The 12,690-nt window shown below is 49.6% G+C and carries 12 protein-coding genes and 1 pseudogene; all 13 read right to left on the bottom strand.

Features of this window, described 5'->3' with window-relative positions:
* Position 1 precedes the first annotated feature (1 nt).
* Positions 2-772 carry an outer membrane lipoprotein carrier protein LolA gene (locus tag L5M17_RS12320; RefSeq protein WP_263147773.1) on the bottom strand — a complete coding sequence of 257 codons (771 nt, stop codon included), beginning with the start codon at positions 770-772 and terminating at the stop codon, positions 2-4.
* Positions 772-1,203: an acyl-CoA thioesterase gene (locus L5M17_RS12315; RefSeq protein ID WP_063884990.1), complete on the bottom strand. Its 432-nt coding sequence runs from the start codon at positions 1,201-1,203 to the stop codon at positions 772-774. Before L5M17_RS12315 ends, L5M17_RS12320 begins: the two co-directional genes overlap by 1 nt.
* Positions 1,200-2,774 carry a histidine ammonia-lyase gene (hutH, locus tag L5M17_RS12310; protein WP_263147769.1) on the bottom strand — a complete coding sequence of 525 codons (1,575 nt, stop codon included), beginning with the start codon at positions 2,772-2,774 and terminating at the stop codon, positions 1,200-1,202. The genes L5M17_RS12315 and hutH overlap by 4 nt, the downstream gene beginning before the upstream one ends.
* Positions 2,771-4,648: pseudogene (locus tag L5M17_RS12305) on the bottom strand (glycosyltransferase family 2 protein). The gene hutH and the pseudogene L5M17_RS12305 overlap by 4 nt, the downstream one beginning before the upstream one ends.
* A complete protein-coding gene (locus L5M17_RS12300; RefSeq protein WP_173242763.1) occupies positions 4,642-5,028 on the bottom strand; it encodes a thioester dehydrase in 387 nt (128 codons plus the stop codon). The pseudogene L5M17_RS12305 and the gene L5M17_RS12300 overlap by 7 nt, the downstream one beginning before the upstream one ends.
* Positions 5,021-6,385 (bottom strand): AMP-binding protein, encoded by a 1,365-nt coding sequence (locus L5M17_RS12295; protein ID WP_263147766.1) that lies wholly within the window; start codon positions 6,383-6,385, stop codon positions 5,021-5,023. Before L5M17_RS12295 ends, L5M17_RS12300 begins: the two co-directional genes overlap by 8 nt.
* Positions 6,382-6,930 (bottom strand): hypothetical protein, encoded by a 549-nt coding sequence (locus L5M17_RS12290; protein ID WP_263147764.1) that lies wholly within the window; start codon positions 6,928-6,930, stop codon positions 6,382-6,384. The genes L5M17_RS12295 and L5M17_RS12290 overlap by 4 nt, the downstream gene beginning before the upstream one ends.
* Positions 6,930-7,178, bottom strand: a complete 249-nt coding sequence (locus tag L5M17_RS12285; RefSeq protein WP_011787696.1) for an acyl carrier protein — start codon at positions 7,176-7,178, stop codon at positions 6,930-6,932. The genes L5M17_RS12290 and L5M17_RS12285 overlap by 1 nt, the downstream gene beginning before the upstream one ends.
* A gap of 9 nt (positions 7,179-7,187) precedes the next feature.
* Positions 7,188-7,442, bottom strand: coding sequence for a phosphopantetheine-binding protein (locus L5M17_RS12280; protein ID WP_011787697.1), 255 nt, complete (start codon positions 7,440-7,442; stop codon positions 7,188-7,190).
* On the bottom strand, positions 7,426-8,301 hold the full coding sequence (locus L5M17_RS12275; RefSeq protein ID WP_263147761.1) for a lysophospholipid acyltransferase family protein: 876 nt from the start codon (positions 8,299-8,301) through the stop codon (positions 7,426-7,428). The genes L5M17_RS12280 and L5M17_RS12275 overlap by 17 nt, the downstream gene beginning before the upstream one ends.
* Positions 8,294-9,031, bottom strand: a complete 738-nt coding sequence (locus L5M17_RS12270; protein ID WP_113941113.1) for a beta-ketoacyl synthase chain length factor — start codon at positions 9,029-9,031, stop codon at positions 8,294-8,296. Before L5M17_RS12270 ends, L5M17_RS12275 begins: the two co-directional genes overlap by 8 nt.
* Before the next feature lie 337 nt (positions 9,032-9,368).
* Positions 9,369-10,265 carry a DUF3014 domain-containing protein gene (locus L5M17_RS12265; RefSeq protein WP_219255063.1) on the bottom strand — a complete coding sequence of 299 codons (897 nt, stop codon included), beginning with the start codon at positions 10,263-10,265 and terminating at the stop codon, positions 9,369-9,371.
* A gap of 203 nt (positions 10,266-10,468) precedes the next feature.
* Positions 10,469-12,544 carry an ATP-dependent DNA helicase RecG gene (gene recG / locus L5M17_RS12260; protein ID WP_263147758.1) on the bottom strand — a complete coding sequence of 692 codons (2,076 nt, stop codon included), beginning with the start codon at positions 12,542-12,544 and terminating at the stop codon, positions 10,469-10,471.
* Between the last annotated feature and the right edge of the window lie 146 nt (positions 12,545-12,690).

Genomic DNA, 12,690 nt, shown 5'->3' with positions numbered 1-12,690 from the left:
GCTAAGGTTTATTCGCCTTGTCAGCCACAGCATATTGCGCCAATTCGGTTTCGCTGAGTTTGCCTTGGGAAAGCGCACTAAAGTCGATGCGGGTCATATCCTGAGGGCTCACACTCGGCGCCGCGCTCAGCAGCACTAAGGATTGCAAGGTATCGCCACCCTCTAACACCATATTGGCGATGGCTTTTTTCATTAAGGGATCTTTGGGCGTTAGGCCTAATTGCCATTGGCCGTCTGTGCTCAAGCTTTCTGTTTTTAACCTGTCTGCGATTAGGAAGTGCAGTTCAAAGTTCTCACTTAAACCGGAAATATCACCGCCGAGCATAGCGCGCACTAGGCTGGGCAATAAATCCCCCATAGCGGCAGCACTGGCATTCGCATCGGCCTTGCTGACTTGGACTCGACCTTGGCTATCGCGCTGAATAAGCTGCTTATCCTTTAAAATCAGCAGGGATTCGAAGGGTTTTATCTGCTGCCAAATCAGCCCTTGCTCTTTGTCGAAGATAAACTGACCTTGGCTGATTAACGGCTTTTTGAGCACCTTTAGTTGCCGAGATTGCACAAACTGGCCTCGCACCGTTTCGCCCAAGTTAAGCTTTTGGCTTAAGGCGACAAGCTGCGCGGTATCCGCACTTTGGCTAAAGAGTGTTTGATAAACACCGGGCTCAGCTAAGGTTTCTGCTTTGAGTGGCAGGGTTATCAAAGCACAAGCCAAGCAGAGAAATAATGCACACTTCGCCAGCACAGAGCTCTTCGTGAGTACTGAGTTCATTAGTCTTCCACCTTGGCGAGCAGGGTGGCGATTTTGTCACGGAATACGTCTGGGGTAACAAAGCACAATTCTTGGGTGCTCATATCGACCGCTGCTTGAATGGTATAACCCTTAGTGATGCGCGCACCGGTTTCGACGTCGCGGATTTGATAATTGATCTTTAAGCGGTTTTCCCACTCGACTAACTCGGCACGTACCGTGATTTTTTGCTCGAAGGTGCTAGCTTTGACGTATTTAATCTGCAAATCGATAATAGGCCACGCATAGTTAGATGCTTGCATTTGGCGGTAGTTGTAGCCCAACTCATCGAGCAGCTTGCAGCGAGCAATCTCGAAATAACGCAGGTAATTGCCATGCCAAGTGATCCCCATGGAATCCACATCGTGGAAGGGGATTTGCATTTCCATATCGATAGTGAGCAATGATTTCATCGGCACACTTCCCATTCACCCGCTTGGATTTTAGCTATGGTTTGGCGCAGCACGGCTTCAAGCGGCCTATCTTCAATTAAGGTCTCAAAATCACCGCGCACTTGGGCGAGTGTTTTCGCCAATGAAGGGGTGAGCGAGGCTTCGTCCAGCTCATTTTGGGCGATACGCAGGCCAATGCCTTGAGTCATGGCGAGTAATGCAGCCGCTGCGACTTGTTCGGTCAATTGCAGCACGCGCATACAATCGCGGGCGGCGATAGTGCCCATGCTCACCTTGTCTTGATTGTGGCATTCGGTTGAGCGTGAGAACACGCTGGCGGGCATAGTGTGTTTGAGCGCTTCTGCCGTCCACGCCGATACGCCAATTTGCACCGCTTTAAAGCCATGATTAATTGCGCGGCGCGGGCCGGTTGAGCCGGATAAGTTAGCGGGTAAGCCATTATTAAACTTAGGATCCATTACCAGTGCCATTTGGCGATCGATAAGATCGGCTAAGTTAGCCACAGTATTTTTCAGTGAATCCATCGCAAAGGCGATATGGCCGCCGTAAAAATGGCCACCGTGGAGAATATGCTCGCCTTCGCCGTCGACAATCGGGTTGTCGTTGGCGCTGTTGACTTCGGTTTCGATAAACTGACGCATAAACGGCAGCGCATCCTGCAACACGCCGATAATGTGCGGCGCGCAGCGGATGGAATATCTGTCCTGCAGCCTGTCCGAATTGCGCGGATGTTCGTGGTGATTTAAATCTTCCCGTATCCACGTGGCGATTTGGTTTTGCCCTGGATGCGGTTTAGCGGCAAATAAGATTTCATCAAAATGGTTCGAGTTGCCTTTTAGCGTTAACGAAGCCATAGCGGTAATGCGGCTACTTAAGCGGGCAAGATATTGGGCGCGATCGAAGGCTAAACAGGCCAAGGCCGTCATCACAGCCGTGCCGTTCATCAGGGCTAAGCCTTCTTTTGGCCGCAGTACGTGCGGGGTGATGTTGAGCTTAACGTACACAGCTTGAGTCGCTTGGCGCTCACCTTGGTAAATCACTTCGCGCTCGCCGACTAACACGGCGGCCAAATACGACAGCGGCGTTAAATCACCGCTGGCGCCGACCGAACCTTCTTCTGGGATTACAGGGACTATGTTGAGATTGAGCAAAGTTTCGATGCGCTTTAATAGCTCATAGGTCACGCCAGATTTGCCAATGGCTAAGGAGTTTAAACGGCAAGCCATCACAGCGCGGGCCTGCATTATGCTTAAGGTCTCGCCTAAACCGCAGCCGTGGAAGCGGGTTAAATGCAGTGGCAATTCGTGGACCAGATCTAAGCTCACATTGACTGTGCAAGAGTCGCCATAACCAGTTGTTACACCATAAACCACGCCTTCTTCGTGCAGCAGGCTATCGATAAAGCGCGCACCTTTTTGAATATATTCTTGATAATCCGCATCATCACAGAGCTTGACTGGTGCGCCCTTGGCGACGGCAACCACTTGTTCTAAGGTAAGAAATTGACGGCCGAACTCAACAGTCTTTAAGTCTGATTGATTCTTTGAGTCGGCGGCTTGGGTGTGGCTCATGAATGACTAGTCCTGTCTGTCTTATGATCCTGCTCTGGGATCTGCGGTGATGCTGATTCTGTTGTTACAGCATCGGCTTGTACTGAATTGGTTGATGCGCGTTCTAATTCGCTGTCTTTACGCCAAAAATCGAAGAAGTTAAACCATTGCAAAGGCTCGCGTCTGGCAAAGTATTCTAAGCGTTCGCTGTAGCGATTTACTGCCTGCTGTAATCTGTCCATTCTGCCCGCCCTTGGGCCTTTAAGTGTTTCGGCGAAGTGTTCTAAATGCACCCGATAACGGCCCTGTTCCCGCAGACAAAACATTAAAAAAACAGGGCAATCGAGTAAGCCAGCCAAAATAAACGGCCCTTGGGGAAACGCCGCGTCTTGCCCCATAAAGGGCGCGTACATGACGCGACCTTGGGTATTCGGCGAGGTTCTATCGCCCGCGATCACCACCAGTTCACCAGCTTCTATCTTTTGCTGCAACAGCATAGACGTCGCGGGGTTAAGCTCGGTCACTTGAATAAGATTAAGCGTGCTATCAGGGTTTAACTGCTTGAGTACCTTATTGAAATTTTAAGCATGGCTCGTTAACACCATGACGTTTACTTTGACTTTGCGCTGGTGGATTGAAATGGCGCGGCAGAGTTCTAAATTGCCAAGGTGAGACACCAATAACACGGCGCCTTTACCGCTTTCGAGTTGGTCGGCCAGCACTTGGCGATCGGGGAAATCCACTTGGCTCAATTGAATGCGATCGCACCAGGCATCGATTCTATCGAGTGCGGCATTTCCAAAGGCTAAAAAGTGATTCAGGCTATCGCGCCAGCCTACGGGCTGATTGAGCTTAGGATGTTGCGGCTCAAGCATTTGCACGCGGCGCAGGAAATCTAACGAGGCTTCGCGGGTGACTTTGCCCGTGAGAAAGAAATAACAAATCACAGGATACATAATGGCGCGGCACAACCAATGGCCGCCAAAGCGATAGCTCTCGGCTAACAGTTTGATGCCCCAGTAACTGCCGCGCTCCTTCATGCCCGACCAATGGGTGGCTGAAGTTGATGATGTTGCTGAAGTCGATTGTGTTGCTGACGAGCAATGGGAGTTTTGCGCGGCTTGTTGCTGTGATTTACGCTTCAATAGCCAAGGCAGGCGTTTGAGCATGCCGAAAAATAACTTGGTATGCAGTTTAGTGATGCGCACATTGTCGGCCACACCTTGAAAGTGACTAACACCACCTTCGGGATAAATCACCTTAGTCGGCTGGAATAAAATTTCCACCCCTTGCCAGTAGAGTTTGACGAGGATTTCAATATCAAAATCCATTCGCTCCGTTAATGCTTGCTGGCACAGTAATCGCTCCGTGGCGGCTAAGGGATAAACGCGAAAGCCACACATAGAATCTTGAATATCAAAGCTTAAGGTTTCGACCCACACCCAAAAATGGGTGATATAACGGCCATAAAGCCTGCCCTTAGGCACGGATTCATCGTACTCGGGTTTGCCTGAAATCAGCGCATCGGGTTTAGCCTGCGCCTTGGCTACCATAGCTGGAATATCGGCCAGATTGTGTTGACCATCGGCATCGACCTGCAGTGCATGACTAAAGCCATCGCGGTAGGCTCGGCGTAGGCCCGTCATCACAGCAGCGCCTTTACCACGATTGTAAGGATGCAGCAGCAAAGTCACCCAAGGATAGGTTTGGGCTAAGGATTGCAGTAGATAACGGGTTTCGTCATTGCTGCCATCATCAATCAAATAACAGGGCAGATTAAATTGGGCGAGTTCGGCCAAGGTCTGGGCAATTGCGGCACTGTGATTGTAATTGGGGATCACTAAGGCGAGCTTGATGGGCGCCGACTCAACTAAGTCGCTGGGAGGTGTTAGCACTGGCTCGCCCCATCGCTGCTGTTAACTGGCGAGATATCGAAGGCGATACGACCTGACGCGTAGCGGTTTTCACCATCGCTATAGGCGAAGGTGAGTTTTCCCTTAGCCGCATTGTTGCTAATGCTTAAGGTGACTTCTTGCCCCGGCAGTATGAGTTGCTGAAACTTAAGCACTTCTAAGTTGGCTACGGCTTCGCAATAGCCGAAATATTGGCAGCCTAAACGCACCGCCCAATCTAATTGCGTCACGCCTGGCAGTACGGCTTGCTCGGGAAAATGTCCTTTAAAAGATTCAAGGTCGGCCGCCACTAACAGACGTAATTCAATGTTATCCATGCCGATATTGGAATGCAGGATCGGCGGTAAACTCGATTTAATCATGATCAAATAACTCGACTAACTGGGCAGTGACACGCTTACCCTGAGTGTTAAGCGGTAAAATATCGGGATAACGCCAGCGGCGTGGCAGGGTGACTCGCTCAAATTGCGTCAGTAAATGTGCTTTTAACGCATTGTTGATACTGAGTTTTCCCTGCTCTTGATGCACACTGCGGCCAAGTGCGGAGAGGGTCACTACCGCGCCCAGTTGGGATTTAAACTGCGGCAATACGACAAGTGCCGCTTGCTCAACATAGGCGTGACTGCCTAACAGCGTTTCCATTTGCGCCAGTGACAGGCGTTTCTCTTCAATCTTAACGATGCGATCGAGTCGGCCCTTGAGTCTAAACTGGCCATTTTCGGTCGGTTCGATTTTATCTTCGCAGCGCAACCATTCATCGTTGGCTAAATAGGGTGATTTAAGTAGCAAGGCTCCGTCGCTAGGATCTTGATCTATCGATATTCTGTCAAACACTTGCCAAGGTTCATCGGCCTCATGCTGACGGCGATAGGCGATGCCGCCCGTTTCTGTGCTACCAAAAATTTCGATGGGCAGATGGCCATAGCATTGGCTGATCCCCTGAGCCGCCGCAAAACTTAAGGGCCCGCCGGAGCTAAACACTAAGCTGGGTGAGCGCAGCTGCCGCTCGTGCTCTAAGGCCTTAGGTAAACGCGATAACTGGGCAGGGCTACTGATCAAACACAGGTTTGGCAGTAAGGCGGTGTAATAGCTTAAGGTTTCTGGGTATTCAATCTGCTCGCTTAAAAATGGCCGACTGGCGGCGAGTGGCCACAAAATCTTGAATAACAGGCCATAGATATGCTGGTGGGAAACCGTTGAAACCACACTGCAATGGGGTAAATGTTCGGCAAAGGTATGTTCGAGCACTGAGACTTCAACGTCTAATTGCTGAAGTGTTTTACGGATCGCCTTAGGTTCGCCACTGCTGCCGGAGGTAAATAGCACAAGTTCGCCGATAGCCTCGCTCGCCGGCCAAGGCTTGCTCGGTAGGCTCAGCTCTTTTCTCAGTAGAATAAAGGCCTGACTTTCACACAATGGCTTGTCCGACAATATGCCTTCAAACTGGTGGGTTAACTCGCTCAGCGTGCCCGTTTGGGTGTTGGCTGGTAAGATAATTTCCTTGCCGGCTAACAGCGCCGCACATAAACCGACAGCAAACAGATCGCTGGTATCACTCGCGAGCAGCCATTTTTTCTCTGGCGCGGCCAGCAGTTGCTCGTAAAAATACGCCACCTGATTGGTAAATAATGCACCTGTGACTATGTCGTGGTGATTAAAGCTGATCAGTTGTTGGGCAAAGGGCCCTTGGGTTAACCAGTTTTTGAGTAGCTGTGTCATGTTTTCTTCAACCAAAAGCTGCGATATAACCATTCCCCACCGAGGAGCAGTCCCATGAGTACGTATGCAATCAAACCGTTATACAAGGTCCAGGTTGCTAAGCTAGTAAAGCCAGCGGTGTAAGCCGCCATAGTGCCATTGAAGATAAATAAGCCGCACCAAAGTAGCGTGACTTTTTTAAGATACCCAGTGGCTTCATCCGGTAAATCGGGTTCTTTCAAACGGGCTAAACGTTCGATCATGCTAGGGCCAGTGTGCAGTGAATAACTGAACAGCGCCAGCATAGTGAGATTTATCACTACTGGGTAATACAGCAGCCAGTCACTGCGCTTGGTAAGATAACTGCCTGCCGTGAGCACAATCCCCACCAATAGTGGTAAAACTAATGTCTTAACCTTTTGCTTTTGTAGCATTAGCCGCACTATCAGCAATAAACACAGCACGAGCGCTATGGTGCCAGCAGGCAAGTAACTGAGCCCTAAATACACGGCAACGGGGTAGGCCAGCAAAGTTAGGGCGGTTAAGACCTGTAGCAAGGCTCGCATTAGGTTTTAACTAAACCTTCGATAGCATTAATCACATCATTGATTGTGCGAACTGATTTAAATTCATCGGGTTGGATCTTTTTACCTGTCAGTTGCTGCAGTTTTATCACTAAGTCGACTGCATCAATGCTGTCGAGATCGAGCTCTTCATACAGGTTGGCCTCAGGCGTAATCGCCTCGGCATCAATTTCGAATTCGTCCACTAAAATAGTGGTCAGCATAGCGAGGATTTGTTCACGATTTTGCATATTCCTCTCCTATGGACGCTGTGATTCGATAAAGCGAGCTAAGCTGGCAACACTGTGGAAATGGGCCTTAGTGGCATCCGAATTGGCTTCGATTTTGACATCAAATTTTTTCTTGATGGCTAAGCCGAGCTCGAGGGCGTCGATAGAATCTAAGCCTAAACCTTCGCCAAATAGCGGTGCATCGGTTTCAATATCATCAATGCTGACGTCTTCTAGATCGAGACAGTCGATGATTAACTGCTTTATTTCATTGTTTAAGTTCATAATTATTTTCGAGTTGTTGTTTATAGTAATGTTCAAGATCCCGCGTCAGCTGCCGGGCCATTTTTGCATGCTCACCTAAAGCCGCTTGGTACTTCTGGTAAGAAACGATTGTGCCGATTTCAACGGCCATTCCCATGGTTTGCCTTGGGATTTCATACCAAGGTTGCTCCTTTGTCAAACCACGCACATTGGTACGTAGCACCACAGGTAAAATATCCGCTTCGGCCCTTAAGGCTATATTGGCAGCGCCGCGGGCAAAGTGGTTAATGGTCGCGCCGACCACCGTACGCGTGCCCTCGGGGAAGATGATTAAATTGGTGCCTCTTGCGAGCACTTCGCGGCAATCCTCTAGCATGAGTTCGGCGCCGCGATTGGGAATATAACCCGCGCAGGACACCACACCACGCAAAAATGGATTACGCCACAAAGCTTGTTTGACTATGCAGCCCGCATTGGGCATGAGACTTATCAATACCACCACATCGACTAAACTGGGGTGATTGGCTATGACGATAACGCCTCTGGCATCATGTAATTTTTGGGCATCGTGGCTGCTGACCTTAATCACACCTGCCCAAGTGAGCATGGCGACAAAGCCTTTGAACATTAAATGCACGGCTTTTTGGACTCGAATAATCCGCGCCTCTGGTGTGCCTGGCCAAAAACGCAGTAGCGGCAGAATGGTCAAGGAGCTTAATAAGCCGCCTAAGCCAAAGGCGATATAACAACTCACACCGCCTAGCCAACGTGGCACATAATTCAGCCCTTCGCGGCGAGTTTCTGGCAAGGTATAAGCGGCATTGAGTATTGAATCTTGATGATCCTTGGCGGCGTCATGGCTGTGGGCTACATCAAACATGCTCAAGTCTCCAATGCCATTGGGATAAGCAGCCTGAAATATTTTGTGCCGTCGCTAGGGCGTGGATAAATGCACCATAGGTCAGCGGATTTAAAGCTGTTGCCTTAGAAATGCGGCTCACCGTGAGCTTGGCCGAAGCGGGTGTATCGAAGGGCGCGAGCTGTAGGCCTAGGGCCAAAGGTAATTCAAATTCTTGGGTAAACTCATCGTACACAGGAGGCACTGGATCATCACCGAACACCAATAACAATGGTTCTGGCGATTGATGTAATTGGGCGAAGGCTTCGACCATAGCTTGGGACAGGGTTTCTGTGCCCGCCGCAACTGAAGTTGAAGGCGCGGTATTGGCCGCCACTATGCCAAAAATGCCGCTGGCGGTGTTGTGCACCGACTGACTAAAACCTAAGGGCGATAAGGGCTGTTTGGCGATAATGTCTTCGAGCAGGCCAATGGTGCGCTGCAACTCTCCATGGCGCGAGGCAAAAATAGAGCGACAATTTGCAGGCATTTCGCACTGAAAACTCACCTCTAACATCATCTTAGTCAAGCGACTAAAACGGCGGCGCTGCATGGCGGGAATTTGTTTGAGTGCGGGAGCGGTGGTATCCGACTGTGGTGGCGTATCGAGATTGAGCTCAGCCGAACTCTCGCACCAAGTTTGCCAACTTTGATGGTGCTGATATTGGGGGGCCCAAGCGCCCCAAGAGAGAATGCTGAATGTTAGTTGCACTACTTTGCCTCGACACTAAATTTAAGCTGTCTTAGTTATCCCTAACTAAGTTAGAACATTAATGGATTGTCATACCATAGTGAGGAGTATACGAGTTAGAAGAATGACGCTCGAAATGCCCTCTACAGCGTGGTCATTCTACACTATGCCCCTTCTTTTTATGAAGCCATTTGCATTGTGCGGGTTAACGGAATGGGATCAAGTGCTGTGATTTGCAGCGCTTATTCGACATTGAGTAACAAATATCGCAGTGGCTATCTGATTTCGCTGACGCTTTAACTTACAGGTTAAAATGAAAAAAGGCGCACTGAGCGCCTTTTGGCATGAGCTTGATAACCTATTGCGACAATTGATTCTCGATTTTACGCAGCGCTACTTTCAACTTGCGAGTATTTTCTGGACCCATACGGATCAACAGTTTTTGTGCACTGGGTAATGCCTCTAAGTTAGGGTCAACGAATTGATAGTTAACGCTAATTGAATTCAGCTCAATCGGATCTTCAATAATAGGTGCTGCGAGTAACATTTTAATCGCTTGCAGCATTCTGTCGTTAAATTTGGCGTTGCTGTAGCCGAGTTCGGTAAAGGCTTCCTCTAGGAGCGGCGTCAGTTGCTTGTAAGTTGTGATTAAGCTCTGTTCGTCCATTTTGGCAATCGAGTCAACATAGGCATCGTATCTGTGGAAACCCTCAGGATTTAAATACACTTTGTTGGTGATTTCTGAGACTGAGAACAGCTTCTCTGGTCCTTTAAGTGGGCTAACTTTACGGGTTAATTCACCCTGGGCTAGGTTATCCACGAATACCACAAATTGGCGGACGAGATCTTGCTGCACTAACGAAGAACTCAGCACATTGTTATTGATCATGGCGAGGGCTTTTTGTTGCACAAATGCATCACTTTCAGCCAGCACAGGCACAGGTTCTACGACAACTTCAGGCTCTGCCACTGCAGTGGTTTCAGTGCTATTGGTGTTCGTTTCTGTAACGGCAGGCGTCGTCTCAGTGGTTTCAGGCTCTGGCGCACTTTCGAGCGTCATAGGTTCAGATGGCGGTGTTTCAGGCAATACAATAGGGGCGTTAGGGATGAGTTTAGGTGAGTCAGAATCACCGCTGTAGTAATAATATCCTCCGGCAGAAAGTAGCACGACGAGCACTATCGCAAAAAGCGCAAAGCGATTGCTGCTAGAAGAAGTCTCTTGAGGTGTTATTCTATCATCTTGATTAACTTGCATTTTACATCCTTCGCTTGAGTGTCAAGGTAACTTGGTGAATACATGCAGCTAACATTAAAGTGCAAGAGCGGGCTATTTGAAGGCCGCAGGTTCATTTTGCAAGTTTCCATGCGCTTGTCTATAGCGCTTAGCTGAACATAAACAATTTATTTCGAGTAAAGGCAGATGTTACGCCTCGTTCTTTACCCTTTAATATTTACGGCTTAAGCCTGCACATAGTGCTGCCTGTGCCCGAGCCAACGTAAAATAATTGCATCGACTTTTTCGGGGGCTTGAGCCATTACATGGCTCGCTAATTTCTGAATGTGTGGGATCAAAGCTTGATCGCGCACCAGATCGGCAATTTTGAGCTCAGCCAGCCCCGTCTGCTTAGTGCCAAGCACTTCACCCGGACCACGAATTTCTAAATCTTTCTGCGCTATGATGAAACCATCATTGCTTTGTCTGAGTACACTCAGTCTTTGGGTGGCGGTATGGCTCAACGGCGCCTTGTAGAGTAACACACAATGGCTTGCGATGGCGCCTCGACCGACTCGTCCGCGCAGTTGATGTAGTTGTGCTAGACCTAAACGTTCAGGGTTTTCAATGATCATCAGGCTGGCATTGGGCACGTCGACGCCCACTTCAATCACGGTTGTCGCTACCAGTAGATGAATAATGCCAGCCTTAAAGTCAGCCATGATTTGCTGTTTCTCGGCGCTCTTCAATCTGCCATGCACTAGGCCAATATTGAGCTCGGGCAGGGCGAGGCGCAGTTCTTCGGCTGTGTCTTCGGCGGCTTGGCATTCGAGCACTTCGGATTCTTCAATCAGAGTACACACCCAATAGGCCTGACGTTTATCTGTGATGACGGCGTTACGCACCCGTTCAAGCACTTCGTTACGGCGTAAATCAGCAATCGCCACTGTGGTTACTGGAGTTCGCCCCGGCGGCAGTTCATCGATAATGGACGTGTCGAGATCTGCATAGGCCGTCATCGCCAGCGTGCGGGGAATGGGTGTGGCTGTCATGATCAATTGATGCGGGTGGAAACCTTGGCTCACGCCCTTTTCCCGCAGGCCTAAGCGTTGGTGTACGCCGAATCTGTGCTGCTCATCGATAATAATTAACGCAAGTTTGTTAAAGACCACATGCTGCTGGAAGATGGCATGGGTACCAATCACCATCTGGGCGGCGCCGGATTCAATATCCGCAAGGGATTGCGCTCTGACCTTGCCTTTAAGTTTCCCCGCCAGCCAACCGACCTTAAGCCCGAGTGGCTCAAACCAAGCGGCAAAGTTAGTCGCATGCTGCTCGGCCAATAGCTCGGTTGGCGCCATCATGGCAACTTGATAACCGTTTTCAATCGCTTGCAATGCCGCCATCGCCGCGACTAAGGTTTTACCCGAGCCAACATCCCCTTGCACTAAGCGCATCATAGGGTGCGGTTTTTCTAAATCTTTGCCTATATCAGCCACGACTCTTTGCTGGGCGCCAGTCGGCTTAAAGGGCAAAGCCGCGAGGAAGGGATTGAGCAACTGCCCCGTGGCCTGCATGGTGACAGCGGCATCTAAATTACTGCGCTGCCTTAGGCGTAACATGCTGAGATTGTGGGCGAGTAATTCTTCCTGCACGAGTCGTTGCTGGGCTGGGTGTTGACCTAGCTCTAAATCGAACTGAGAGATCCCCGCAGGAGGGCGATGTAGCGTCTGCAGCGCTTGTTTAAGGCTGATGTTGTTAGGTTGCAATTGTGGTGGCAGAAGTTCAGTTAAGCCACCCTCTTCCAGCAATACCAAGGCTTGCTCCGTCAGCTTTAGCCAACTCGCCTGTTTTAAGCCCTCAGTCGTGGGATAAATCGGCGTTAGGGTATCACTCAGGTGAACATCTTCACCGGGATACACCACTTTATATTCTGGATGCACTATCTCAGCTTGATGACTACCACGGCGCACTTCACCGTAGGCGCGGATCATCAAACCATTTTGCATGGCATTACGCTGAGCAACGGAAAAGTTAAAGAAGCGCAGGCTTAAGCTGCCCGTATCGTCGCGCACATTGCAGACCAGCATGCGCTTGCGGCCTTGGATGATTTGTGTCGATTGGATTTCAGCTTCTATAGTGCCATAACCGCCTAGGCTGAGGGCGGCAATGGGATAGACTTGGGTTCTGTCTTCGTAGCGCAGGGGTAAGTGAAACAGCAGATCTTGTACTGTTGTGATGCCGAGCTTTGCGAGTTTCTCCGCGACCTTTTTGGCGACGCCTTTGAGGTCGGTGATCGGAACAAGATCCAATTGCTGCAAGTCGTTAGCACTCAATCACTGTGAATTTATACATATATTAACAGAGAATAAGCGTAAGGCAATCTCAAGGGGAATTAGGGTGTTATCAAATTTTGTTTGGAAGCATAGCTAATATCCTTCTGTAGCCTTAAGACCACAAAATTGTT

The organism is Shewanella sp. SW24, assembly GCF_025653395.1.
Classification (GTDB): Bacteria; Pseudomonadota; Gammaproteobacteria; order Enterobacterales; family Shewanellaceae; genus Shewanella; species Shewanella oncorhynchi.
The sequence above is the reverse complement of the archived record's forward strand: the minus strand, read 5'-3'. Positions and strand labels throughout refer to the sequence as shown.